20 protein-coding genes are annotated in these 23682 nt (G+C 72.2%); 10 read left to right on the forward strand and 10 right to left on the reverse strand.

Annotation, left to right across the window (positions count from 1 at the left end):
- Positions 1–162: 162 nt before the first annotated feature.
- The 5 genes from ACF073_RS27260 to ACF073_RS27280 are packed head-to-tail and all read right to left on the reverse strand — an operon-like array spanning position 163 to position 5839.
- Positions 163–1476, reverse strand: a complete 1314-nt coding sequence (locus tag ACF073_RS27260) for a DUF58 domain-containing protein (RefSeq protein WP_392074023.1) — start codon at positions 1474–1476, stop codon at positions 163–165.
- Complete coding sequence (locus ACF073_RS27265; protein WP_392074024.1) at positions 1476–2471, reverse strand: AAA family ATPase; 996 nt, start codon at positions 2469–2471, stop codon at positions 1476–1478. The genes ACF073_RS27260 and ACF073_RS27265 overlap by 1 nt, the downstream gene beginning before the upstream one ends.
- On the reverse strand, positions 2468–3664 hold the full coding sequence (locus ACF073_RS27270; protein ID WP_392074025.1) for a DUF4350 domain-containing protein: 1197 nt from the start codon (positions 3662–3664) through the stop codon (positions 2468–2470). Before ACF073_RS27270 ends, ACF073_RS27265 begins: the two co-directional genes overlap by 4 nt.
- Positions 3661–4416 (reverse strand): DUF4129 domain-containing protein, encoded by a 756-nt coding sequence (locus ACF073_RS27275; RefSeq protein WP_392074026.1) that lies wholly within the window; start codon positions 4414–4416, stop codon positions 3661–3663. Before ACF073_RS27275 ends, ACF073_RS27270 begins: the two co-directional genes overlap by 4 nt.
- Before the next feature lie 28 nt (positions 4417–4444).
- Complete coding sequence (locus ACF073_RS27280) at positions 4445–5839, reverse strand: glycerophosphoryl diester phosphodiesterase membrane domain-containing protein (RefSeq protein ID WP_392074027.1); 1395 nt, start codon at positions 5837–5839, stop codon at positions 4445–4447.
- Positions 5840–5979: 140 nt separating this feature from the next.
- Between ACF073_RS27280 and mtnA the strand changes: the two genes are divergently transcribed.
- The gene (mtnA, locus tag ACF073_RS27285; RefSeq protein WP_392074028.1) at positions 5980–7122 is read left to right on the forward strand and encodes an S-methyl-5-thioribose-1-phosphate isomerase; all 1143 of its coding nucleotides are present in this window, start codon (positions 5980–5982) and stop codon (positions 7120–7122) included.
- A 40-nt stretch (positions 7123–7162) separates the two neighbouring features.
- Here mtnA and ACF073_RS27290 read toward each other — a convergent pair whose 3' ends face one another.
- Positions 7163–7411 carry an SCO4226 family nickel-binding protein gene (locus tag ACF073_RS27290; protein WP_392074029.1) on the reverse strand — a complete coding sequence of 83 codons (249 nt, stop codon included), beginning with the start codon at positions 7409–7411 and terminating at the stop codon, positions 7163–7165.
- A gap of 433 nt (positions 7412–7844) precedes the next feature.
- Here ACF073_RS27290 and mtrA point away from each other — a divergent pair, with 433 nt between their 5' ends.
- The 6 genes from mtrA (at position 7845) to ACF073_RS27320 (ending at position 15517) form a co-directional block, all read left to right on the forward strand.
- Positions 7845–8534 carry a two-component system response regulator MtrA gene (gene mtrA, locus ACF073_RS27295; protein ID WP_187279108.1) on the forward strand — a complete coding sequence of 230 codons (690 nt, stop codon included), beginning with the start codon at positions 7845–7847 and terminating at the stop codon, positions 8532–8534.
- Position 8535: 1 nt separating this feature from the next.
- Positions 8536–10635: an MtrAB system histidine kinase MtrB gene (mtrB, locus tag ACF073_RS27300; protein WP_392074030.1), complete on the forward strand. Its 2100-nt coding sequence runs from the start codon at positions 8536–8538 to the stop codon at positions 10633–10635.
- A complete protein-coding gene (locus tag ACF073_RS27305; protein WP_392074031.1) occupies positions 10625–12457 on the forward strand; it encodes an LpqB family beta-propeller domain-containing protein in 1833 nt (610 codons plus the stop codon). Before mtrB ends, ACF073_RS27305 begins: the two co-directional genes overlap by 11 nt.
- A 170-nt stretch (positions 12458–12627) precedes the next feature.
- Entirely contained in the window at positions 12628–13566 is a 939-nt protein-coding gene (locus ACF073_RS27310; RefSeq protein WP_392074032.1) for a ComF family protein, read from the forward strand.
- Between the two features lie 308 nt (positions 13567–13874).
- A complete protein-coding gene (hpf, locus tag ACF073_RS27315) occupies positions 13875–14567 on the forward strand; it encodes a ribosome hibernation-promoting factor, HPF/YfiA family (RefSeq protein WP_392074033.1) in 693 nt (230 codons plus the stop codon).
- 203 nt (positions 14568–14770) lie between these two features.
- Positions 14771–15517: a response regulator gene (locus ACF073_RS27320; protein WP_392074034.1), complete on the forward strand. Its 747-nt coding sequence runs from the start codon at positions 14771–14773 to the stop codon at positions 15515–15517.
- 3 nt (positions 15518–15520) lie between these two features.
- On the opposite strand, the gene ACF073_RS27325 is transcribed toward ACF073_RS27320, so the two are convergent.
- Both ACF073_RS27325 and ACF073_RS27330 read right to left on the reverse strand, forming a co-directional pair.
- Positions 15521–16696, reverse strand: coding sequence for a winged helix-turn-helix domain-containing protein (locus ACF073_RS27325; protein WP_392074035.1), 1176 nt, complete (start codon positions 16694–16696; stop codon positions 15521–15523).
- Between the two features lie 157 nt (positions 16697–16853).
- A complete protein-coding gene (locus ACF073_RS27330) occupies positions 16854–17423 on the reverse strand; it encodes a GNAT family N-acetyltransferase (RefSeq protein ID WP_392074036.1) in 570 nt (189 codons plus the stop codon).
- 252 nt (positions 17424–17675) lie between these two features.
- On the opposite strand from ACF073_RS27330, the gene secA reads away from it, so the two are divergent.
- Positions 17676–20486 (forward strand): preprotein translocase subunit SecA, encoded by a 2811-nt coding sequence (gene secA, locus ACF073_RS27335; RefSeq protein WP_392074037.1) that lies wholly within the window; start codon positions 17676–17678, stop codon positions 20484–20486.
- A gap of 233 nt (positions 20487–20719) precedes the next feature.
- On the opposite strand, the gene ACF073_RS27340 is transcribed toward secA, so the two are convergent.
- A complete protein-coding gene (locus tag ACF073_RS27340; protein ID WP_392074038.1) occupies positions 20720–21202 on the reverse strand; it encodes an Rv3235 family protein in 483 nt (160 codons plus the stop codon).
- Between the two features lie 329 nt (positions 21203–21531).
- Here ACF073_RS27340 and ACF073_RS27345 point away from each other — a divergent pair, with 329 nt between their 5' ends.
- Complete coding sequence (locus tag ACF073_RS27345) at positions 21532–22044, forward strand: DUF6912 family protein (RefSeq protein WP_392074039.1); 513 nt, start codon at positions 21532–21534, stop codon at positions 22042–22044.
- A 47-nt stretch (positions 22045–22091) separates the two neighbouring features.
- Entirely contained in the window at positions 22092–22760 is a 669-nt protein-coding gene (locus tag ACF073_RS27350) for an HAD family hydrolase (RefSeq protein WP_392074040.1), read from the forward strand.
- Positions 22761–22999: 239 nt separating this feature from the next.
- Here the strand turns inward: ACF073_RS27350 and ACF073_RS27355 are convergent, their stop codons facing one another.
- Entirely contained in the window at positions 23000–23566 is a 567-nt protein-coding gene (locus ACF073_RS27355; protein WP_392074041.1) for a DJ-1/PfpI family protein, read from the reverse strand.
- Between the last annotated feature and the right edge of the window lie 116 nt (positions 23567–23682).

Raw genomic sequence — 23682 nt, forward strand, 5'->3', positions numbered from 1 at the left:
CCTCACAGCGCCGATGGTACTGCAGGGGGGACCCTGTGGGAGAGTAGGACGCCGCCGAACAAATTTTGAGAAAACCCCTGTACCGGTATCGGTACAGGGGTTTTCTGCGTTCCGGGGGACTTTTGGCTTCCCCGAAGGGGCAGCGGCGAAATCGCGGCGCTGTCAGAGCCGACCCGCCGCTTTCAGGGCCAGATAGGCGTCCGCCAATGCCGGCGCCAGATCTTCCGGAGTCGCGCCCACGACCGTCACCCCATGACGACGGAGCTGCTCCGCGGTGCGCCGTCGCTCGCCCTGCGCCTGAGCCGCTGCCGCCGCCTCGTACACGGCCTCCGCGTTGCCCCGGGCCTGCGCCATGCGGGCAATATGCGGATCCGCCACCGAGGCGACAAGAACAGTGTGGCGGCGCGTGAGCTGTGGCAGCACGGGGAGCAGACCCTGTTCCACCGGTGCCGCGTCCAGCGTCGTGAGGAGCACGATCAACGAACGACGCGGTGCGGTACGAAGCGCGGTGGCGGTGAGGCCACGGGCGTCGGTCTCGACGAGTTCCGGTTCCAGTGTCGCCATCGCGTTCACCAGGGAAGGGAGTACGTCGCCGGCCGAGCGGCCCTGGACCAGGGCGCGTACCCGGCGGTCGTAGGCCAGCAGGGCCACGCGGTCGCCGGCCCGGGAGGCTAGCGCCGCCAGCAGCAGGGCCGCGTCCATGGAGGCGTCGAGGCGCGGGGCGTCGCCCACGCGGCCGGCCGAGGTACGGCCCGTGTCCAGGACCAGCAGGATGTGCCGGTCGCGTTCGGGACGCCAGGTGCGGACGGCCACGGCGGACTGGCGGGCCGTGGCACGCCAGTCGATCGAGCGAGTGTCGTCGCCGGGGACGTACTCGCGCAGACTGTCGAACTCCGTTCCCTCACCACGTGTCAGCACGCTGGTGCGGCCGTCGAGTTCACGCAACCGGGCCAGCTTCGACGGCAGATGCTTGCGGCTGGTGAACGGGGGCAGGACTCGTACCGTCCAAGGCACCGTATGGGCGCCCTGGCGGGCGAACAGGCCCAGGGGGCCGTAGGAGCGGATGGTCACGCGGGCCGCTCGGTGATCGCCGCGGCGGGTGGGGCGCAATCGGGTCGTCACGCGCCGGCGTTCCCCCGGGGGCACGGTCAGCCGGTGCCGGGAGGCCTCGATCTCCGTGCCCGGTTGCCAGCTGCTGGGAGGCCAGGCGTCCCGCAGCCGGGCCCGCAGCGGGCGGCGGCCGGACGGATTCGTGATCGTGAGTGTGATGTCGGCGGTGTCACCCAGACGGGTGGAGGTGTCGCCGGAGCGGGTCAGCAGCAGACGGCGTACCGGCGCGGCCAGTGCGTAGTCGCAGGCGCAGGCCAGGGCCAGGGGGCCGTTGACGGCGAGGACGCCCGTCCAGCTCGGTTCCAGGACGCCGACGGGGATCGAGCCGAGGGCCGCGAGGAGAGCGGCGCGTCCGGTGAGTGCCATCAGCGGGGGACCGGGACGTGGGTGAGGATGGCGTTGATGACCGAGTCGGTCGTCACACCTTCCATCTCGGCCTCGGGGCGCAGCTGCACGCGGTGGCGCAGCGTCGGCAGGGCGAGGGCCTTCACATCGTCGGGGATGACGTAGTCACGGCCCGTCAGCCATGCCCAGGCGCGGGCGGTGGCGAGCAGGGCGGTGGCGCCGCGCGGGGAGACGCCCAGGGTGAGCGAGGGCGACTCGCGGGTGGCGCGGCAGATGTCGACGACATAGGCGGTGATCTCGGGAGACACGGTCGTCCTGGCGACCGCGGCGCGGGCCGCCGCCAGCTCGGCGGGGCCGGCGACCGGGCGTACGCCGGCGGCGCGCAGGTCGCGCGGGTCGAAGCCCGAGGCGTGCCGGGTCAGGACGTCGATCTCGTCCTCGCGGGAGGGCAGAGGGATCGTCAGTTTGAGGAGGAAGCGATCCAGTTGGGCTTCGGGCAGGGGGTAGGTGCCCTCGTACTCGACCGGGTTCTGGGTCGCGGCGACCAGGAAGGGCTCGGGGAGCGGGCGCGGGGTGCCGTCCACCGTGACCTGGCGCTCCTCCATGGCCTCCAGGAGTGACGACTGGGTCTTGGGAGGGGTGCGGTTGATCTCGTCGGCGAGGAGGAGGTTGGTGAAGACCGGTCCTGGCTGGAAGGAGAACTCCGCGGTGCGGGCGTCGTAGACGAGAGAACCGGTGACATCGCTCGGCATCAGGTCCGGGGTGAACTGGACGCGCTTGGTGTCGAGTTCGAGTGCGGATGCGAGGGTGCGGACGAGCAACGTTTTGGCGACCCCAGGGACTCCTTCAAGGAGTACGTGTCCGCGGCAGAGGAGGGCGACGACGAGGCCGGTCACGGCGGGGTCCTGGCCGACCACGGCTTTGGCGATCTCGGTGCGCAGGGCTTCCAGGGCGGCCCGAGCGGGGATACCCGCGTCCCCGCTCTGCCCGGCGTTGTCAGTGGTCGGGTCCGTCATGAACGGCGTACCTCTCTTTCGAGGGCGTCGAGTCGATCGGTGAGTGCGATGAGGGCCGCGTCGTCGCCGGGCGGCGGTCCGAAGAGGAGGGAGTGCAGGGCCTGTCCGTCGCCCGCGAGATGCGCGGACAGGGCGGGAAGCAGGGTCTCGGGCGTGTGCGCCTGGGCGACGGGGACGCCGACGAGGGGGGCGAGGCGGGTGCGGGTCGCGGCGCGGAGAGCGGTGGCCGCGCGGTCGCGGGCGTTGGCCTTGTGGTAGAGGCGTGCGCGGCCTTCGGCGGCCTCGGAGGCGCGGATCGCGACGGGGAGTCTCTCGGGCACCAGGGGGCCGAAGCGGCGTGCCCGCCAGAAGGCGGCGAGCGCCGCCGCGATGAACAGCTGAAGGGTGGCCCAGAGCCATCCCGAGGGGAGCAGGTCCAAGAAGCTCCTCCGCTGACCGGATTCGGTGGCGGAGGCGTCGGACAGCGAGGGGAGGTACCAGACCAGATGGGGGCGCGAGCCGAGGAGTTGGAGCGCGAGCGAGGCGTTGCCCTGCTCGTCGAGGCGGTCGTTGACGAGGATGTCGGGCGAGCCGAGCACGATGGTGTCGCCGTCCCGGGAGGCGGGGACGCGCAGCAGGGTGGCGAGGCGTTCGCTGGGGTAGCAGGTGGCGGCATCGAGGCGCGTGGTGGTGTAGCGGGTGCCGCCGGTGTCGGCGGGGCCGGCACGCCGGGCCTCAGGAAGGGCACAGTCCGGGGCGAGGGTGGAATCGTCGCTGGTGGCGGGGTCCGCGGTGACCCCGGGCGCGAGCCGTTCGACCGACCAGCTGCCGGCCGCGACCAGCACGGTCCGGCCGCCGGAGGACGCCGTCGCCGTGTGCAGCTCGGTCTGTTGACGGTGGGTCAGCAGGTCGGGTACGGCGACGAGCAGGGTGGTGTCCGGGCCGGCGGCGGTGCGTGCCGCGTCGAGCGTGGTGACCACCCGGGTGGAGACGCCCCGTTCGGCGAGGAGTTCGGCGACGGCGCGGCTGCCGTAGGGGTCGGCGGAGCGCGGGTCCAGGTCGCCGTGCCGGGCGGTCGAGCGTACGGCGGCCATGGCGACGGCCGCGGCCAGCAGGAGTACGACGGCGAGGGCGATGCCGCGGGTGCGGGTCCACACCTGGCGGCCGGTGGGCGCGGCGGAGGTGGTGGTGGCCGTCGGGGCCTCGGTGGTCACTCGGCTGCCCCCTGGCGGGTGCTGTGGGCCGTGTTGCTGGTGCTGTCGGCGAAGGCCGGCCTGGTGCCCCGCAGGTCCCGGTCGAGTTCGGCGAGGCGGTGGTACGACTGCTCGCTCGCCCTGCGCCCGCCGTATGTGACGTCGTCGAACTCGCCTGCCGCGGCGCGGAGCCGGTCCGCGTGCGCGGGAAGGGCGCGGCCGGCCTCGGCGGCCGCCTCGTCGGCGGTGCGGCCGGGGCGGGCGTCGAGCAGCGCGCGTTCCTCCAGCGAGCGGACGACGGCCCGCATGCGCTCCTGGACGGCCTGGTTCCAGTGGCCCTGGGCCGCGTGCGCCTCGCTGGCCGCACGGTGTTCGGCGGCGCTGCGGGGGCGCTCGTCGAACAGGATGGCCGCGGAGACGGGCCGGCGGCGGGGGGTGCCGAGGCGCCACCACAGGGCGGCCAGGACGGCGATGACGAACAGGATCACGACGACCAGGCCGAGCGTGCCGCCGGGGGTCGCCGAGGCCGCCGTGCCGAACAGCCGGTCGACCCAGTCCCAGAACGCGTTCAGGGCGCGCTGGAGGAGGCCGGGGTCGTTCTCGTGGTACATCCCCTTCGACAGCTCGCGCCGGGCCGCCTCGCGCGCGGGATCGCGCGGGATGGTCACCGGCGGTTCGTCGCCCGAGCCGCCGGCCGCCAGGACGGCCCGGTCCGTCGCGCGCAGCAGCCGTCGTACGGCCGTGGCGGCGGTCCCCGAGGGGACCGCCGCCATCAGAACTCCCCCCGTGAGGCTCACCGCGTCAGCCTCCGGGGACGGGGCCGGGGGTGCCGGTGCCGTGGTCCTGGACGCCGGCGGCGCGGGCCAGTTCGAGGTCGAGGGCCTCGCGGCGGATGCGCTGGTCGATGTAGAGAAGCACGGTCACGCCGGCGCTGATCGGAAGGGTGAGCGTGGTGCCGATCAGGGTGCCGATCCCGCGGATGATCAGGAACGCCCAGCCGACATGGGCCTCGTTGGTGCCGAGGAAGTTGTCCATGCTGTCGCCGCTCACGGCGGCGCCGACAAGGGCGAACGGGATGGTGACGATCGCCGACACGATGTTGGCGATGAGCCAGGCGAGCAGCTGGATGCCGAGGACGCGCCACCAGGCGCCGCGCACCAGCTTGGCGGAGCGGCCCATGGACTTCGTGATGCCCTGGCGTTCCAGCATCAGGGCGGGCGCGGACAGGCTGAAGCGGACCGCCAGCCACACCGCGACGACGACGGCCGCGAGGATGCCCAGGGCGAACAGCGCGGCACCGCCGCCGTCGCTGCCGCCGGCGACCAGGACCAGGAGGCCCGGCAGCGAGCCGACGACGATCACACCGCCGGTGATCAGGCCGAGCAGGATGAGCAGCCCGGCCATCCTGGGGATCTGCGGGCGGGCCTCGCGCCAGGCCTCAGCGGTGCTGACCGGCTTGCCGAGCACGGCACGGCTGGTGATGGTCGTGAGCAGGGCGGTCGAGACGATGACGGCGGCCGCGGAGATCACCGTGACGATGCCGGTGCCGAGCATCGAGTCGCGCAGGGCGCGGTACACGTCGTCGGGGGTGGCGGTCCGGCTGTCGAGAGAGGTGCGGGCCAGGACGTCGTTGAGGAAGAGGCCCTGTACGAGGACGAGGCAGGTCTCCGTGACCACGGCGACGGTCAGCGCGATGCCGAGGACCGTGCGCCAGTAGGTGCGCATGGTGGACACGGCGCCGTCGAGTATTTCGCCGACGCCGAGCGGGCGCAGCGGGATGACACCGGGCTTGGCAGCGGGCGGCGGGCCGCCCCAGCCGGGGTAGCCGCCCGGGGTGCCGTGGCCGCCGTAGCCGGGGGGAGGGCCTCCGTACCCGCCGCCCCATCCGGCGGGGCCCTGGCCGCCGGGGTGCTGGCCGCCCCAGCCCGGGCCGGGTGGCGGGGGCGGTGGGGCCTGGTGCGGGCTCGGGGCTCCGGTGGGTGCCGACCACTGGCCGGGTGGCGGCTGCTCCTTGGACCATTTGCCGCCCGGGCCCTGCGCGTTGCCGCCCGGGCCCTGGGTGTTCGTGTCCGGCTGGGGCGCGGGCTCGGTGGGGCCGGGGCGGTCGGCGGGCTCGGCGGGGCCGGACGCACCGGGTTCCCGCCCCTCGGACGACGGGGCGGATCCGGGCGAGGCCCAGCCCGGAGTGTCTGTCATCGAAGCTCCTTCTCGGTGCCCGACCGCGGTCGCTGCGGCAGGTTGGCAGCCATCGTGCCATGTGCTGGTCACCAGCAGACCGGCCGCGGTAGGGGCTGGACACCTTCAATTGTCCGTCGTATCCGGGGCAGACTGACGGCATGGCTGATCAGCAGGCGCGAACCGGTGGGGACAAGCGGCAGACCGAGATACCGGTGATCCGATGGGAGGAGCCACCAGAAGGCCCTGTGCTGGTCCTGCTGGACCAGACGAGGCTTCCGGTCGAAGAGGTCGAGTTGGTGTGCACGGACGCGTCGGCGCTGGTGGAGGCGATCCGTTCGCTCGCCGTGCGCGGGGCGCCGGTGCTCGGGATCGCGGGTGCGTACGGTGTCGCGCTCGCCGCCGTGCGTGGCTTCGACGTGGCCGAGGCGGCGCTGGCGCTCGCGGAAGCCAGGCCGACCGCGGTGAACCTCTCGGTCGGGGTGCGCCGGGCCCAGGAGGCGCATCAGGCGGCGCTGGCCCGGACCGGCGACACCACGGCCGCAGCCGCCGCGGCACTGGCCGCCGCGCGGGCGCTGCACCAGGAGGACGCCCGGGCCAGCGCCAGGATGGCGGCCCACGGGCTGACGTTGCTCGACGAGCTGCTGCCCGGCGGCGGGCACCGGATCCTGACCCATTGCAACACCGGGTCGTTGGTGTCGGGCGGGGAGGGGACGGCCTTCGCGGTGGCGCTCGCCGCGCACCGGGAGGGACGGCTGCGGCGGCTGTGGGTGGACGAGACGCGTCCGCTGCTGCAAGGCGCCCGCCTCACGGCGTATGAAGCGGCCCGCAGTGGCATGGCGTACACCTTGCTCACGGACAACGCGGCGGGTTCCCTGTTCGCGGCGGGCGAGGTGGACGCGGTGCTGATCGGGGCGGACCGCATCGCGGCCGACGGATCGGTGGCGAACAAGGTGGGGAGCTATCCGCTCGCCGTGCTCGCCCGGTACCACCATGTGCCGTTCATCGTGGTGGCGCCGGTGACCACCGTCGATCCGGGCACTCCCGACGGGGCGTCCATCGAGGTCGAGCAGCGCCCCGGTCATGAGGTGACCGAGCTGACGGCGCCCCAGGTGTCGGCGACGGGAGCGGGGGGCGGGATCCCGGTGGCCCCGCTGGGTACCCAGGCGTACAACCCGGCGTTCGACGTGACGCCGCCCGAGCTGGTGACGGCGATCGTCACCGAGGAGGGCGTCGTCTCGCCTGTGACGACCGAGTCCCTTGCGGAGCTGTGCGCGAGGGCGCCCCAGGTGACGACCGGCTGAGGGGGTGCATGCCGCCGCGCGTCGTGAGTGAGCTTGGCGGTCACGCGGTCAGGGGGACCGGGTGGATCTCGTCGGCCAGGTGACCAGCGCGTTCATGGACGCGCTGGACCGCCTCGGCCGTGGGGGCCTCGGAGAGGCAGTAGACCGTGCCCGACACCGGATCCGCCCAGGCCTTCTCGAAGTGGACGCCTTCTTCCTCCTCGATGGCAAGGTCGGCATTGTGGGCCTGCATCAGCTGGTCGGCCGTGATGCCCTTCATCCCGTGGTGGACATCCAAGAACTGGGGCATGGCGTCGCGCCTCCTTCCGGCTGGCGCGTCCCGGCGCACCGCCGAGTCGCTCGCCGACTCCGTCATGTCCATCGTGTGCCCGTACGAGCGCGACGGCGACCGAGCGGCCGGCCGGCAGCAGGGCTCCCCCGACGCGGAGCTGCGATCCTCGAAGGTGAGCGAGTCGTCAGGGTGCCCCTCGGTCCGTAGACGTGGAGGCCGGGGAACGCCCCGTATGCCCTGTGCGTGCCCGGCGGGCGGCGGCCGGCGGGGCACGGGCGGGAGTCCGGCCCCGGCCTGCCGCATGGTGGGCGGCTGGTTGCACTGGGTAACTGACATCGGTGGCTGACATCGACGTCGACGGGCCCGGGCAGACAGTGACGGGTTCCTACGACTATCGTCACCGGCCAGTGACCTCCCTCACCAGGGCACCTGTCGCTGTTATGAGAATGGGATGATGTCGTTTATGAAGGGACGAGTCCTTGTCGTCGACGACGACACCGCACTGGCCGAGATGCTCGGCATCGTGCTGCGTGGTGAAGGTTTTGAGCCGTCTTTCGTAGCCGACGGCGACAAGGCGCTGGCCGCTTTCCGTGAGAGCAAGCCCGATCTGGTGCTCCTCGACCTGATGCTGCCCGGGCGGGACGGCATCGAGGTGTGCCGGCTGATCCGGGCCGAGTCCGGGGTGCCGATCGTGATGCTCACGGCGAAGAGCGACACCGTCGATGTCGTCGTGGGCCTGGAGTCGGGCGCCGACGACTACATCGTCAAGCCGTTCAAGCCGAAGGAGCTGGTGGCCCGGATCAGGGCGCGGCTGCGGAGGTCGGAGGAGCCGGCGCCGGAGCAGCTGACCATCGGTGACCTGGTCATCGATGTCGCCGGGCACTCGGTGAAGCGGGACGGGCAGTCGATCGCGCTGACCCCCCTGGAGTTCGACCTGCTGGTCGCGCTCGCGCGCAAGCCGTGGCAGGTGTTCACGCGCGAGGTGCTGCTGGAGCAGGTGTGGGGCTACCGGCACGCGGCGGACACGCGGCTCGTCAACGTGCACGTCCAGCGGCTGCGCTCCAAGGTCGAGAAGGACCCGGAGCGTCCGGAGATCGTGGTGACCGTCCGCGGTGTCGGTTACAAGGCCGGACCGAGCTGACATGTCCGGGGACAGCGCCGCTTCGGCTCCCGGCGGGTCCGGGACCCGTCCGGGGCGGCCTGTCGGCCGGAAGGCCGCAGGTGCGCGCTTCAGGCGCCTGTTCGAGGGCGGGCTGCTGCAGGGCGGGGTGCAGGGCAGCCCGGTCCTGCGGTTGTTCCTGCGCTGGGTGCGCCGTCCCCTGCTGCCGGTGATGCGGCTGTGGCGGCGCAACATCCAGCTCAGGGTCGTCGCCACCACCTTGCTGATGTCGCTGGGTGTCGTGCTGCTGCTGGGCTTCGTCGTGATCGGGCAGGTGCGCAACGGCCTGCTGGACGCGAAGGTGAAGGCGTCGCAGAGCCAGGCCACGGGCGGGTTCGCGGTGGCCAAGCAGAAGGCCGACGAGGCCGCCGGCGGAACCGGTGCGGCCGGGGCCGGCACCGGTGACGGCACGTCGACCGCCGACGGGCGGCAGTCGCAGAACGTCATCCAGTGGATGAGCGACCTCGTGGAGTCGCTGTCCAGCGGCGGCGCGGGCGCCTTCGACGTGGTGACGCTGCCCGTGGGCGACGACAGCGGCGGCGGGCGCAGCCCGCGCGGCTCCGGGAACGTCAACCCGACCACCAGCGTGCCCGCCGACCTGCGCGAGCGGGTCAACAGCGGTACGACGGCCGTGCAGAGCAACACGCGGATCAGCTACTTCGGCGGCAAGGAGTCGCAGCCGGGGCTGGTCATCGGCAAACAGGTCAACGACCCCAACGGGCGTCCGTACGAGCTGTACTACCTCTTCCCGCTGACGCAGGAGGAGAAGTCGCTGAGCCTGGTCAAGGGCACCCTCGCCACCGCCGGGCTGTTCGTCGTCGTCCTGCTCGGTGCCATCGCCTGGCTGGTGGTGCGGCAGGTCGTCACACCGGTGCGGATGGCGGCCGGGATCGCGGAGCGGCTGTCCGCCGGGCGGCTGCAGGAGCGGATGAAGGTCACCGGCGAGGACGACATCGCACGCCTGGGCGAGGCCTTCAACAAGATGGCGCAGAACCTCCAGGTCAAGATCCAGCAGATGGAGGACCTGTCGCGGATGCAGCGGCGCTTCGTCTCCGACGTCTCGCACGAGCTGCGCACCCCGCTGACGACCGTCCGGATGGCCGCGGACGTCATCCACGAGGCGCGCGAGGACTTCGACCCGGTGACCGCGCGCTCGGCGGAGCTGCTCGCCGACCAGCTGGACCGGTTCGAGTCGCTCCTCGCCGACCTGCTGGAGATCAGCAGGTTCGACGCCGGCGCGGCGGCCCTGGAGGCCGAGCCCATAGACCTCAGAGAGGTCGTACGGCGTGTGGTCAGCGGCGCCGAGCCGCTCGCCGAGCGCAAGGGCACCCACATACGGGTGCTCGGCGACCAGCAGCCCGTCGTGGCCGAGGCCGACGCCCGGCGCGTCGAGCGCGTCCTGCGCAATCTCGTCGTCAACGCCGTCGAGCACGGCGAGGGCAGGGACGTCGTCGTCAAGCTCGCCGCCGCGGGCGGGGCCGTGGCCGTCGCGGTGCGGGACTACGGCGTCGGGCTGAAGCCCGGTGAGGCGACCCGGGTCTTCAGCCGCTTCTGGCGGGCCGATCCGGCACGCGCGCGTACCACCGGCGGTACCGGCCTCGGGCTGTCGATCGCCCTGGAGGACGCACGGCTGCACGGCGGCTGGCTGCAGGCCTGGGGCGAGCCGGGCGGCGGCTCCCAGTTCCGGCTGACGCTGCCCAGGACCGCGGACGAGCCGCTGCGGGGCTCGCCGATACCGCTGGAACCCAAGGACTCGCGCCGCAACCGCGGCCTCGACGACGCCGGCCGGACCCGCGGGGGCGAGGAGAAGCGGGCGACCGTTCCGGTGCAGCAGCCCGGCACCCAGGCGCCCGCGCTGCCGCCGCGCACGCCGCGTCTGACCGGGGGCACCTCCGCCACCGACCCGACCGCCCTGCCCGGCAAGGGCAACGGCGCGCGCGTGGTGCCGCGGCCCACCGGTGGCCCACGGCGTCCGGACGAGGGGCCCGCCGCACGTCCGGCGCCCGAGACGCACGGAGGCCGGCCGGATGCCGCCGCGCCGCAGGACTCGACCGAGCCAGGGGAGGCATTTCGTGGCCGCTGACCGCGAGGGGGGCGCACGGCGGCGGTCGGGGCGCACGGTGGTGTACGCCGCCTTGGGCGTCGTCCTGCTGGCCGGCTGTGCCTCGATGCCCGACAGCGGGGACCTGCGGGATGTGGAGTCCACGCCGCGGCAGGACACCGGGGTCCGCGTGTTCGCCGTGCCGCCGGCCGACGGCGCCGGTCCCGGCGAGATCATGCAGGGCTTTCTGGAGGCGCTGACCAGCGACGATCCGGAGTACGACACGGCTCGCAAGTATCTGACGCCGGATGCGGCGCGCACCTGGCGGCCGGAGCGGTCGACCACCGTGCTCGCGAACGGCCCGAGCATCGAGACCGACTGCGGTCCGGGCGGCCGGGAGGAGACCAACAGCGTCACCTGCGTGCTGACGGGCAGCCGGGTCGCCACGGTCGACGCGAACCAGGCGAACCAGCCCGCCGACGGCTCCTACCGCAAGAAGTTGCACCTCACCAAGAACCCCAAGTCCGGGCAGTGGCGCATCGACGGGCTGCCCGACGGTGTCGTCATGGGCAAGTCGGACTTCCAGCGGAACTACACGTCCGTCGACAAGTACTACTTCGCCTCCGACGCGGCGGTCGGGGCGAGCGGGCAGCCGGTGGCGGTCGCCGACCCGGTGTTCGTGCGCGGCAAGGTGGACCCGATGACCCAGATGGTCCGTTCGCTGCTGAACGGGCCCACCGCCTGGCTCCGCCCGGTGGTCAGGTCCAGCTTCCCGACCGGTACGGCGCTGCAGAAGGACAGCGCCGGACTGGCGCCGGACGACCAGAACAAGCTGACGGTGCCGCTGAACCTCAAGCCGTCGCGGGTCGCGGCGGGCAAGTGCACCGAGATGGCGACGCAGGTGCTGTTCACGCTGCGGAACCTGGCGCCGACGCTGCAGGCCGTCGAACTGCGCGGGACCGGCGGCAGCCGGCTGTGCGAGCTGACCGAGGAGCGCGCCGAGTCCGTCGCCTGGCACGGGGCGTCCAAGCGTCCCGAGTACCTGTACTTCATCGACGGCAAGCACCAGGTGGTCCGGATGCCGACCGGGAGCACCGGTACCGGCTCCGTTCCCGTGCCGGGGCCGTTCGGCTCGGGTGGCAAGGGGCTGCGGTCGGTGGCGGTGTCGCGCGACGAGCACACCGCGGCCGGGGTCGGTGACGAGGGCAGGTCGCTGTACGTGACCCCGCTCGCGGCCGGCGGTTCGCTCGGCGATCCGCTGGTGACCAGCGCCGGCCCGAGCCCCGCCGACCGGCTTACGACCCCCAGCTGGGACGCCCGGGGCGACCTGTGGGTGGCCGACGGCGACCCGCACCATCCCCGGCTGTTCGTTCTGGAACAGGGTGTCGCCAAGCCGGAGCAGATCGCCGTGCCGGATCTGTCGGGCCAGATCAAGGACGCTCGGGTGGCCGCCGACGGGGCACGGATCGCGCTGGTCGTGGAGAAGGACGGCAAGCAGTCCCTGCTCATCGGCCGGATCCAGCGGGACGACGGGACCGGGCAGGGCATCTCGGTCGACGGGCTGCGCTCGGCGGCACCGGACCTGGAGCAGGTCAGCGCCATCTCCTGGGCCGGGGACAGCAGGCTGCTCGTCGTCGGCCAGGAGAGCGGCGGCGTGCAGCAGATGCGGTACGTGCAGGTCGACGGCTCCACGCTCGACGGCCCGGCACCGGGCGCGCTCACCGGCGTCAAGGCGGTCGCCGCGTCCGAGGACGAGCGGGTGCCGCTGGTGGCCCACTCGGAGGACGGGATCGTACGGCTGCCGTCCGGGGCGCAGTGGCAGAAGGTCGACAAGGACGGGACGGCGCCGGTCTATCCGGGCTGAGGTGCCGTGGTCGGGGCCGTCGTCACGGGCGGCCCCGGTCCTTCGTCCGGCCGTGGTGCGCGCTGTGGGGTGCGCGCGGAGCGGTGCGCCGTGCGCGGTGCCGCGAGTTGTCCACAGGGCGTTTTCCACAGGGGTGGCCGGACGGTCCGCGCGTTGGCACAGTGAAGGTCATGCGGGGGTGGTGGCAGGACCTGACCGACCTGGTGCTGCCGGCCGATTGCGCGGGCTGCGGCGCACCTCGTACGGCGTTGTGCCCGCGGTGCCGGGCCACGCTGGACGGCGCCGAGCCGCGGCGGGTGCGGCCGGTGCCGGAGCCGGCCGGGCTGCCGGTGGTGCACGCGGTGGCTCCGTACGCGACGGAGGTGCGCGCGCTGCTGCTCGCGCACAAGGAACGGGGCGCGCTGGCGCTCGCGGGAGCGCTGGGTACGGCACTGGCGGGGGCCGTGCGGTCGAGCCTCGGCGCGGGCGGTAGGGGCACTGGTGCTGGTGCTGGTGCTGGTGCTGGTGCTGGTGCTGGTGCCGACGTCCGCGTCGGCACAGGTGCGGGGCGGCCGGGCGAACGGGTGGCGCGCGGGGCTGTGCTGCTGGTTCCCGTGCCCTCCGCACGCTGGGCGGTGCGGGCACGCGGGCACCATCCGGTGCGGCGGATGGCGCTCGCGGCGGCCGGCGAGCTGCGGCGCACTGGGACGCCTGCGCGGGTGGCGGCCGTGCTGCGCCAACGGCGGGCCGTGGCGGACCAGGCGGGGCTGGACGCGCGACAACGCCTCGTGAACCTCGCCGGGGCGCTGGAGGTGGCAGAGGGAGGCGGCCGGCTGCTGGGCGGGGGCCGCGTCGTGCTCGTCGACGACCTGATGACGACGGGCGCCAGTCTCGCGGAGGCGGCACGGGCCCTGCGCGAAGCAGCGGTATCGCGTCGAGACGGGGGAACGCTCGTGTATGCGGCCATAACCCGGGAAGGTAGGGAGGAACGACGCATCACTGCACGGTCGGAGAGGAGCGGGTGCATGCATAGTGCACGGGGAAAGGCGGATCCGAACGCCCCCCGACGGGTGCTCCATGCCGCCGTGATCGCGGCGCCTCGCGATTCTTTTGAAATAAACAGGAACTGACCCTCAACTTGCATCGTTGCAGGTAGTGAGAGGGGGAAAGCACCTGAACGGAGGTACGCCGCAGTAGAGGGTGACGCCATCCGTCCAGGCGAGATATGTTCGGTTGTGAGGAAAGGCGCAGGCCACACCTCGCATATCCGAATGCCGTGACGCGGGTTTTCCGCAATCACCCGCGTCACCGGGGTGCAGATCTCGCCCATGGGGGAGGAGGTGGAAGTCACCGAGTCCGAGGTCCGGTGACCACCGGGCCTGGTGCAAAAGGGAGATGCTCCGCCGATGCGCGGAGCGATCCGGGAACGGAGTTCTGCGTGGACATCGTCGTCAAGGGCCGCAAGACCGAGGTGCCCGAGCGGTTCCGCAAGCACGTGGCCGAGAAGCTGAAGCTGGAGAAGATCCAGAAGCTCGACGGCAAGGTGATCAGCCTCGACGTCGAGGTGTCCAAGGAGCCCAACCCCCGACAGGCCGACCGCTGCGACCGAGTGGAGATCACGCTCCGCTCCCGTGGTCCGGTGATCCGGGCGGAGGCAGCCGCCAGCGACCCGTACGCGGCACTCGACATGGCCGCGGAGAAGCTGGACGCCCAGCTGCGCAAGCAGCACGACAAGCGGTACTCGCGCCGAGGCGCGCGGCGGATCTCGGCGGTGGAGGTCCCCGACCACGTCCCGGGCGCAGCGACCCTGAACGGCGACGGCACCTTCGTGCCGGAGGAAGACACGGACGGAGTGCCGACCAAGAAGATCGGCTCGCTGGAGGTCAAGGGCGAAGGCCCCCTGGTCGTCCGCGAGAAGACCCACGTCGCCTCCCCGATGACCCTCGACCAGGCTCTGTACGAGATGGAACTGGTCGGGCACGACTTCTACCTGTTCGTCGACTCCGAGTCGAAGGAGCCGAGCGTCGTCTACCGGCGTCACGCCTACGACTACGGCGTGATCCACCTCAGCACGGACCCGATGGTCACCGCGGCGCAGGCCCCCGGGGCCGGGGGCACGCTGGGCGGCTGACCCGTCCGGCTGAAGCTGAGCCGGTGCCCCTGGAGCGCGTGTGCGCCCCCAGGGGCACCGGTGTGCGACCAGTTCGCGCCCCGCACGTCACCTCGGTGTCGCCCAGGCATGAAATCATGACCGCACCGGCCCAACCGGTGGGCCGCTGCCTTGGGTTGGCGATGGCACAGGACCACAGGCCACAGCCTTCAGGGGGAGGAACGATGGCGGACACCTTCGGACCGATGCGGAACGGGGACGCCGACGACGAACTCATCGGCATGGGCCCCGACGGGGGCTCGCCACGCAAGGAGCCGATCAGAGTCCTGGTCGTGGACGACCACGCCCTCTTCCGGCGCGGCCTGGAGATCGTGCTCGCGGCCGAGGAGGACATCCAGGTCGTCGGCGAGGCGGGCGACGGGGCCGAGGCCGTCGACAAGGCCGCCGACCTGCTGCCCGACATCGTGCTGATGGACGTCCGCATGCCCAAGCGCGGCGGGATCGAGGCCTGCACCTCCATCAAGGAGGTCGCCCCCAGCGCCAAGATCATCATGCTGACGATAAGCGACGAGGAGGCCGACCTCTACGACGCGATCAAGGCGGGCGCGACCGGATACCTCCTCAAGGAGATCTCGACCGACGAGGTCGCCACCGCCATTCGCGCGGTGGCCGACGGGCAGTCGCAGATCAGCCCGTCGATGGCGTCGAAACTCCTCACCGAGTTCAAGTCGATGATCCAGCGCACCGACGAGCGCAGGCTGGTGCCCGCGCCCCGGCTCACCGACCGGGAGCTCGAGGTCCTCAAACTCGTCGCCACCGGCATGAACAACCGGGACATCGCCAAGGAGCTGTTCATCTCCGAGAACACCGTGAAGAACCATGTCCGCAACATCCTGGAGAAGCTCCAGCTGCACTCCCGGATGGAGGCCGTGGTCTACGCGATGCGGGAGAAGATCCTGGAGATCCGCTAGCTCCTATCCGAGGAGGACGGCGAGCTCCCGGGAAAGGGGCTCGCGCAGCTCGGGCGCGTCCACCCGCTCGACACGGACGTTCGTGCAGTTCACCCACGTCGCCGCCTCGACCAGGGCCTGGGCCACCGCCGGGACCGCCTTGGCGCCGTCCAGCGTGACCTGCCTGGCCACCAGCGTGCCGCCCTCGCGGGCCGGGTCGACACGCCCGACCAGCCGGCCGCCGGCGAGCACCGGCATCGAGTAGTAGCCGTACACGCGCTTGGGCTTGGGGACGTAGACCTCCAGCCGGTAGGCGAAGCCGAAGATCCGCTCCGCGCGGGCCCGCTCCCAGATCAGCGAGTCGAACGGCGACAGCAGGGTGGTGCGGTGCCGGCCGCGCGGCGGCGCCGCCAGGGCCGCCGGGTCGGCCCAGGCCGGCTTGGACCAGCCCTCGACCTCGACCGGCACCAGGCCCGCGTCCTCGATCACCGCGTCGACCTGCTCGCCCTTGAGGCGGTGGTAGTCGGCGATGTCCGCGCGCGTGCCGACGCCGAGAGCCTCGCCCGCCAGCCGGACCAGACGGCGCAGGCACTCGGTGTCGTCCAGCTCGTCGTGCAGCAGCGCGCTAGGGATCGCGCGCTCGGCGAGGTCGTAGACCCGCTTCCAGCCGCGCCGCTCGACGCACACCACCTCGCCGTACATCAGCGCCCGCTCCACGGCGATCTTGGTGCCCGACCAGTCCCACCAGTCGCTCGTGTTCTTCGCGCCGCCCAGGTCCGTGGCGGTCAGCGGGCCTTCCGCGCGCAGCTGCTTGATGACCTGGTCGTAGGCCCCGTCGGGGAGTTCGTGGTTCCAGTGCGGGCGGTTGCGGTAGGCGCGGCGGCGGAAGGCGAAGTGCGGCCACTCCTCGACGGGGAGCAGGCAGGCCGCGTGCGACCAGTACTCGAAGGCGTGGACGTCGCTCCAGTACGCGGCCTCCACGGCCTTGCGGCCCACCGCGCCCAGCCGGGCGTACGGCACCAGCTCGTGGGAGCGGGCGAGCACCGAGATCGTGTCGAGCTGGACCGCGCCGAGGTGGCGCAGCACCCCGCGGACACCCGCGCGCCGGTCGGGGGCGCCGAGCAGGCCCTGGGCCCGCAGCGCGATCCGGCGGGCGTCGTCCGCGGTGAGGGTGGTGGTGGGGCGCGGGAGGGTGGTCATGCCTCGGACGATAGAGGGTGCCACTGACAACCCGCGGCGAGCTGCGCGTACGTACCGGACGAGCCCGGCATCCGCGCGGGGACCGGCGGGCGCGCGCGTCCCTCGCGGCTCCGGGGCTTCGGGGCTCCAGGCGTGCTGAGTCCCGGACGCCGGACGCTCAGGGGCGCGCGGGCAGGTAAGGGGCCGTGGAGGGCAGGCCCAGGTCCGACGGGAGCAGGGAGCCGACCCAGCAGTCGCGGCGCACGCCCTTGTTGTTCATGCCGGAGCGCAGGGTGCCCTCGACGGTGAAGCCCGCCCGTTCGGCCACCGCGCGGGAGGCGAGGTTGCCGGCCTCAGCACGCCATTCGACCCGGTCGACGCCGATCTCGGTGAAGATCCACCGGCAGGCGGCCAGCGTGGCCTCCACCACGTACCCGTTCCCGCGGTGCTCCCTGGCCGCCCAGAAGCCGACCTCGGCCGTCCCCAGCGAACGCATCGTCAGGGCGAGCATGCCGGCCAGCTCCCCGCCGGCGAGGAAGACGCCGAAGGTGAACATCGCCCCCTGCGACCAGCCGTCGGGGACGAGCTGCTCCGTGAAGCCGATCGCGTGCTCGGGCAGATACGGCGACGGGATCGTCGTCCAGCGCTGGATGTCGGGATCCTGGACGGCCTCGTACACCGCGTCGGTGTCGTCGGGGCCCACCGGGCGCAGCAGGAGGCGGTCCGTGGTCAGCGTGACGGGTTCCATCGCCCGATTCTGCTCGGGACGCGCCGCACGAGCCATGCAATTTCGCGATGCGTGAGCGAGCGATCACAATTCGCGCAATTCCTCGCGCCGGTGCGGCACTATCCGGCCGCCCCGGCCGTTGTCCCGGTTGAAGCAGCCGTCGCGCCGCCAGGCCTCCCGGCGTGGCCGGGTCCTCGCATACGATGGCCGTTGCTCAGTAAGTCACGTGGAAACCGACCGTCCCAGGCCCGACCGGCAAGGAGACTCAACCAAGTGTCCGTCCTCACGAAGATCATGCGTGCAGGCGAAGGCAAGATCCTGCGCAAACTGCACCGCATCGCGGACCAGGTCAACTCCATCGAAGAGGACTTCGTCGACCTCTCCGACGCCGAGCTGCGGGCCCTCACCGCGGAGTACAAGCAGCGGTACGCCGACGGTGAGAGCCTGGACGACCTGCTTCCCGAAGCGTTCGCCACCGTCCGCGAGGCGGCCAAGCGCGTCCTCGGCCAGCGCCACTACGACGTGCAGATGATGGGCGGCGCCGCCCTCCACCTCGGCTACGTGGCCGAGATGAAGACCGGTGAGGGCAAGACCCTCGTCGGCACGCTGCCCGCGTACCTGAACGCTCTCTCCGGCGACGGCGTCCACCTGATCACGGTCAACGACTACCTGGCTGAGCGCGACTCCGAGATGATGGGCCGCGTCCACAAGTTCCTGGGTCTGAGCGTCGGCTGCATCCTGGCCAACATGACGCCGGCCCAGCGCCGCGAGCAGTACGAGTGCGACATCACGTACGGCACGAACAACGAGTTCGGCTTCGACTACCTGCGCGACAACATGGCGTGGTCGAAGGACGAGCTGGTGCAGCGCGGCCACAACTTCGCCATCGTCGACGAGGTCGACTCCATCCTGGTCGACGAGGCCCGTACGCCGCTGATCATCTCCGGCCCGGCCGACCAGGCGACCAAGTGGTACGGCGACTTCGCCAAGCTGGTCACCCGCCTGAAGAGGGGCGAGGCGGGCAACCCGCTCAAGGGCGTCGAGGAGACCGGCGACTACGACGTCGACGAGAAGAAGCGCACGGTCGCGATCCACGAGACCGGTGTCTCCAAGGTCGAGGACTGGCTGGGCATCGACAACCTCTACGAGTCGGTGAACACCCCGCTCGTGGGTTACCTGAACAACGCCATCAAGGCCAAGGAACTCTTCAAGAAGGACAAGGACTACGTCGTCATCGACGGCGAAGTCATGATCGTCGACGAGCACACCGGCCGTATCCTCGCCGGCCGCCGCTACAACGAGGGCATGCACCAGGCGATCGAGGCGAAGGAAGGGGTGGACATCAAGGACGAGAACCAGACCCTCGCCACGATCACCCTCCAGAACTTCTTCCGCCTCTACAGCAAGCTCTCCGGCATGACCGGTACGGCGATGACCGAGGCCGCCGAGTTCCACCAGATCTACAAGCTCGGCGTGGTCCCGATCCCGACGAACAGGCCGATGGTCCGCATGGACCAGTCGGACCTGATCTACCGCACCGAGGTCGCCAAGTTCGAGGCGGTCGTCGACGACATCGCCGAGAAGCACGAGAAGGGCCAGCCGATCCTCGTCGGCACGACCTCCGTCGAGAAGTCGGAATACCTCTCGCAGCAGCTCTCCAAGCGCGGCATCCAGCACGAGGTGCTGAACGCCAAGCACCACGAGCGCGAGGCGTCGATCGTCGCGCAGGCCGGCCGCCGGGGCGCCGTGACGGTCGCCACCAACATGGCCGGCCGCGGTACCGACATCAAGCTCGGCGGCAACCCCGACGACCTCGCCGAGGCGGAGCTGCGCCAGCGCGGCCTCGACCCCGAGGAGCACATCGAGGAGTGGGCGCAGGCCCTGCCCGCCGCCCTGGAGAAGGCCGAGCAGGCCGTCAAGGCCGAGTTCGAAGAGGTCAAGGAGCTCGGCGGCCTCTACGTCCTCGGCACCGAGCGGCACGAGTCGCGGCGTATCGACAACCAGCTGCGCGGTCGTTCCGGCCGTCAGGGCGACCCGGGCGAGTCCCGCTTCTACCTCTCCCTCGGCGACGACCTGATGCGCCTGTTCAAGGCCCAGATGGTCGAGCGCGTGATGGCCATGGCCAACGTGCCGGACGACGTGCCGATCGAGAACAAGATGGTCACGCGTGCGATCGCGTCCGCGCAGTCGCAGGTCGAGCAGCAGAACTTCGAGACCCGTAAGAACGTTCTGAAGTACGACGAGGTGCTCAACCGGCAGCGCGAGGTCATCTACGGCGAGCGCCGGCGCGTCCTGGAGGGCGAGGATCTGCACGAGCAGGTCCAGCACTTCATGGACGACACGATCGACGCTTATGTCGCCGCGGAGACCGCCGAGGGCTTCCCCGAGGACTGGGACCTGGACCGGCTGTGGGGTGCCTTCCGGCAGCTGTACCCGGTGAAGGTCACCATCGACGAGCTGGAGGAGGCGGCGGGGGACCGGGCCGGTCTGACCGCCGAGTTCATCTCGGAGTCCATCAAGGAGGACATCCACGAGCAGTACGCCTCCCGCGAGGGGCAGCTCGGCTCCGAGATCATGCGTGAGCTGGAGCGCCGGGTCGTGCTGTCGGTCCTGGACCGCAAGTGGCGCGAGCACCTCTACGAGATGGACTACCTCCAGGAGGGCATCGGCCTGCGCGCGATGGCGCAGAAGGACCCGCTGGTCGAGTACCAGCGCGAGGGCTTCGACATGTTCACCGCGATGATGGACGGCATCAAGGAGGAGTCCGTCGGCTACCTGTTCAACCTGGAGGTCCAGGTCGAGCAGCAGGTCGAGGAGGTCCCGGTCGAGGAGGCCCAGCCGGTCGGCGAGGGCGTGCAGGACACGGTGCCGGCGCAGGCGGGCGCCCGCCCCGAGATCCGCGCGAAGGGGCTGGACGTTCCGCAGCGCCGGGATCTGCACTTCTCCGCTCCGACGGTGGACGGCGAGGGCGGCATCCTGGAGCGCGACCTGGAGGACGAGGAGCCGGTGCGGTCCGAGTCGGACGGTCTGACGCGGGCCGAGCGGCGCCGGCAGGCGAAGGGCGGGCGGCGCCGTAAGAAGTGACGGTCGCCCGCGGCGCTTGAGCCGTTGAGAAGGGCCGGGTCCCCCGTGCGGGGGCCCGGCCCTTCCGCGTACGGCGGTGCCCGACCCCGTGCCGTGCGGGGGGCCGCGTCCCGTGCGGAGGCCGGGGCCGGGCACCGCCGTTGCACGCCCGTGCCGCCCGTGCCCGCCCCTGCACGCCCGCAGGGGGTCCGCGGGGTGCTAGCGGGGTGCTCGCGTGCGTCCGCGGCCACGGGCTAGCGTGCGCCCGTCTCCACGGCGGTGCAGCGCCAGCGCAGGTCCTTGCCGCGTTCCAGGCGGAAGGCCATGGCGCGGAGTTCCGCGCCGGCGGAGATGCGGGCGAAGACCTCCAGGGCGCCCTCGCTGGGCACGTAGTAGCCGATGTCGTGGACGACGGGGCGGGTGCCGAGGGTGCGCAGGGGGCTGCGCGCGGCCAGGCGGGCCAGATGGTCGTAGGCGGGTCCGGCGGTGTGGCGGAGCATCCAGTGGACGGGCCGCTCACCGCTCAGGACGGCCAGCAGGCGGTCCGCGAAGAGGTCAGTCGGGCGAGGCCGCCCCACGGCCGTCGCGGGCGCGGTACGGGCGCTCTCGGGGCGGGTGCCTGCCGCCGGGCGGCTGGGCGTGCGGGGCGGTGCGCCGCCGGGTCGGCGGGAGTCGCGGCGGGTCGGCGGGCGGTGCCGCGGGCGGGTCCTGCCGGTGCTGCTCATCACCTTGTTCATGGGTCCCCGTTCGGCGGGCCCGGAATACCGGGCGGTAACTGGCTGGTGGGGATCTTGTACGGGGATGCCGGAGGGGTCGGCAAGGAACGGGCGGGGGCCCGGGGCGGCCCGCAATGTTCACCTATCCGGGTGAGGCGGCGGCTCCTGGACCCCCTGGCCAAGCGGCGGGAGCGGGTGAACCGCGGGCCCGGAGTGGACGCCTCCGCGGGCTCGGGCAGGGGCCCGAAAGGGGACGGGCGCACGTATCCTGAAGGCCCTTCGGGAGGGGCGTGCCCCACCGCTCTCCCCGGGGCCCAAGCGGAGCCTTCGACCAGGAAAGAGCGGCCAGTATGCGCGTCTACGTCCCCCTGACCCTCCCCGCTCTCGCCGAGGCGCACAAGACGGGTGAGCTGGGGAGCGGCCCCCTCGTCGCGTACGCCGTCACGCCCGCGCTGCGCGAGTGGTACCTCTCCGAGGACGTCGAGGAGCTGGAGTACGCGGCGCTGGGCCGGGCCGCGCTGGCCTCGCTGCGGCTGCTGGCGGCGGACCCGGACGCGCCGCCGCGCCGGGTCGTGGTCGCCGTGGACGTGCCCGACGGCGCCGCGAGCGCCGCCCCGGACCGTGGCGGGGAGCCGTCCGCGCTCGGCGAGGTCACCGTGGCGGCGGCGGTGCCGCTGGCGAAGGCGGCCGCCGTGCACGTGGACGCCGAGGACGCGGCGGCGGACGTGGCCGCGGCGGCGCGGGCGCTGGAGGCGGCGGACGGCGGGGACGACGAAGCGCAGTCCGCCGTGGACGGGGCGGACGACCACGAGCTGCTGTGGTTCGCCACGCAGGAGATCCCCAACCTGGTCGCGCTGGGCTGATCCGGACCGAGCCGTGATTGTCAGTGGCGGCGGGTACGGTCTTGGACATGGGGATGCAGGCAAACGCGCACATCGTCTGGGACTGGAACGGAACGCTGTTCCACGACAATGACGCGATCATCGGGGCGACGAACGCGGCCTTCGCCGAGCTGGGGCTGGCGCCGATCACGCTGGAGCAGTACCGGTCGATGTACTGCGTGCCGGTGCCGAAGTTCTACGAGCGGCTGCTGGGCCGGCTGCCGACCGATGCCGAGTGGGAGCTGATGGACGGGGTCTTCCACCGGTACTACGCCCAGCACCGGGTGCGGTGCCGGCTCACCGAGGGCGTGGCGGAGCTGCTCGCGGGGTGGCGGTCGGCGGGGCACAGCCAGTCGCTGCTGAGCATGTACGGCCACGAGGAGCTGGTGCCGCTGGTGCGGGGGTTCGGCATCGAGGCGCACTTCATACGTGTCGACGGGCGTACGGGACCGTCGGGGGGCAGCAAGGCCGAGCACATGGTGCGGCATCTGGAGGCGCTGGCGGGGGCGGCGGCGCCGGAGCGCACCGTGGTGATCGGTGACGCGGCCGACGACGCGATCGCCGCACGGCATGTGGGGGCGCGGGCTGTGCTGTACACCGGGGGGTCGCACAGCCGGGCCAGCCTGGAGACGGTGGGTGTGCCGGTGGTGGACAGCCTGGCCGAGGCGGTGGCGGAGGCGCGGAGAATAGCGGCGTAGCCGACGCGTGCGGGGGCCGGCGGGGCTCCCTAGGGGCAGGCGCGTGCCCCTGCAACCCGACCGGGGGCGGGACACCGGCTACCGGACCCACCGACGCGATGGCGGCGCGGCCTTCCTCGCACCGCCTTCCTCACCCCCGCTGTCCTGGCCGTCCCCGCCGTCCTCGCCCCCGCCGTCCCGGCGGTCCCGGCCGTCCTCGGCCTTCCCCCGTCCGGGTCCTTCCCGGCCCGGGGCCTGCGTCAGCTCACCGGCGCCTTGACCCGCAGGACGTTCAGGAACTCCCGCATCCAGGCCGGGTGGTCCGGCCAGGCACGGGCGGAGACCAGGGTGCCGTCGACGACCGCCTCGGCGTCCTGGAAGCCCGCTCCGGCCGCCTGCATGTCCGGTTCGAGCGCGGGATATGCGGTGACCCGGCGGCCCCGCAGGGAGTCGATCGCGGCGGTGAGCAGCGGGCCGTGGCAGATCTGGGCGACCGGCTTGTCCGCGTCGAAGAAGGCCTTGATGATCTTGCGCAGCTCGGGATCGTTGCGCAGGTACTCGGGGGCCCGGCCGCCGGGGATGACGACGGCCGCGTACTCGCCCGGGTCCACCTCGGAGAAGGCCAGGTCGGCGGGCCAGGTGTAGCCGGGCTTCTCGGTGTAGGTGTCGTAGCCGGGTTCGAAGTCGTGCACGACGAAGCGGAGCGTCTTGCGGGAGGGGGCGGCGATATGGACCTCGTAGCCCTCCTCGCGCAGTCGCTGGTAGGGGTAGAGGACTTCCAGGGACTCCGCTGCGTCGCCGGTGACGATGAGGATCTTCGTGGACATGTCGGCTCCTCCGGGACGGGCTCCGGGCTCTGCGGGTGGACTCTGGGCACGGTGCCCCCGCCGGGCGCCCTTGCCAAGAGGGCCCGGTGCTTTTCAGAGTGCGTCGCGGAGAGCGG

Source organism: Streptomyces sp. NPDC015171 (assembly GCF_043079545.1).
GTDB lineage: Bacteria > Actinomycetota > Actinomycetes > Streptomycetales > Streptomycetaceae > Streptomyces.

What these genes read in the sequence shown, in the direction of transcription:
- ACF073_RS27260 (WP_392074023.1), bottom strand. Translation starts at nt 1,476, where the DNA reads ATGGCACTCACCGGACGCGCCGCTCTCCTCGCGGCCCTCGGCTCGATC.
- ACF073_RS27265 (WP_392074024.1), bottom strand. Translation starts at nt 2,471, where the DNA reads ATGACGGACCCGACCACTGACAACGCCGGGCAGAGCGGGGACGCGGGT.
- ACF073_RS27275 (WP_392074026.1), bottom strand. Translation starts at nt 4,416, where the DNA reads ATGGCGGCGGTCCCCTCGGGGACCGCCGCCACGGCCGTACGACGGCTG.
- ACF073_RS27280 (WP_392074027.1), bottom strand. Translation starts at nt 5,839, where the DNA reads ATGACAGACACTCCGGGCTGGGCCTCGCCCGGATCCGCCCCGTCGTCC.
- mtnA (WP_392074028.1), top strand. Translation starts at nt 5,980, where the DNA reads ATGGCTGATCAGCAGGCGCGAACCGGTGGGGACAAGCGGCAGACCGAG.
- ACF073_RS27290 (WP_392074029.1), bottom strand. Translation starts at nt 7,411, where the DNA reads ATGCCCCAGTTCTTGGATGTCCACCACGGGATGAAGGGCATCACGGCC.
- mtrA (WP_187279108.1), top strand. Translation starts at nt 7,845, where the DNA reads ATGATGTCGTTTATGAAGGGACGAGTCCTTGTCGTCGACGACGACACC.
- mtrB (WP_392074030.1), top strand. Translation starts at nt 8,536, where the DNA reads ATGTCCGGGGACAGCGCCGCTTCGGCTCCCGGCGGGTCCGGGACCCGT.
- ACF073_RS27310 (WP_392074032.1), top strand. Translation starts at nt 12,628, where the DNA reads ATGCGGGGGTGGTGGCAGGACCTGACCGACCTGGTGCTGCCGGCCGAT.
- ACF073_RS27320 (WP_392074034.1), top strand. Translation starts at nt 14,771, where the DNA reads ATGGCGGACACCTTCGGACCGATGCGGAACGGGGACGCCGACGACGAA.
- ACF073_RS27325 (WP_392074035.1), bottom strand. Translation starts at nt 16,696, where the DNA reads ATGACCACCCTCCCGCGCCCCACCACCACCCTCACCGCGGACGACGCC.
- ACF073_RS27330 (WP_392074036.1), bottom strand. Translation starts at nt 17,423, where the DNA reads ATGGAACCCGTCACGCTGACCACGGACCGCCTCCTGCTGCGCCCGGTG.
- ACF073_RS27340 (WP_392074038.1), bottom strand. Translation starts at nt 21,202, where the DNA reads ATGAACAAGGTGATGAGCAGCACCGGCAGGACCCGCCCGCGGCACCGC.
- ACF073_RS27345 (WP_392074039.1), top strand. Translation starts at nt 21,532, where the DNA reads ATGCGCGTCTACGTCCCCCTGACCCTCCCCGCTCTCGCCGAGGCGCAC.
- ACF073_RS27350 (WP_392074040.1), top strand. Translation starts at nt 22,092, where the DNA reads ATGGGGATGCAGGCAAACGCGCACATCGTCTGGGACTGGAACGGAACG.
- ACF073_RS27355 (WP_392074041.1), bottom strand. Translation starts at nt 23,566, where the DNA reads ATGTCCACGAAGATCCTCATCGTCACCGGCGACGCAGCGGAGTCCCTG.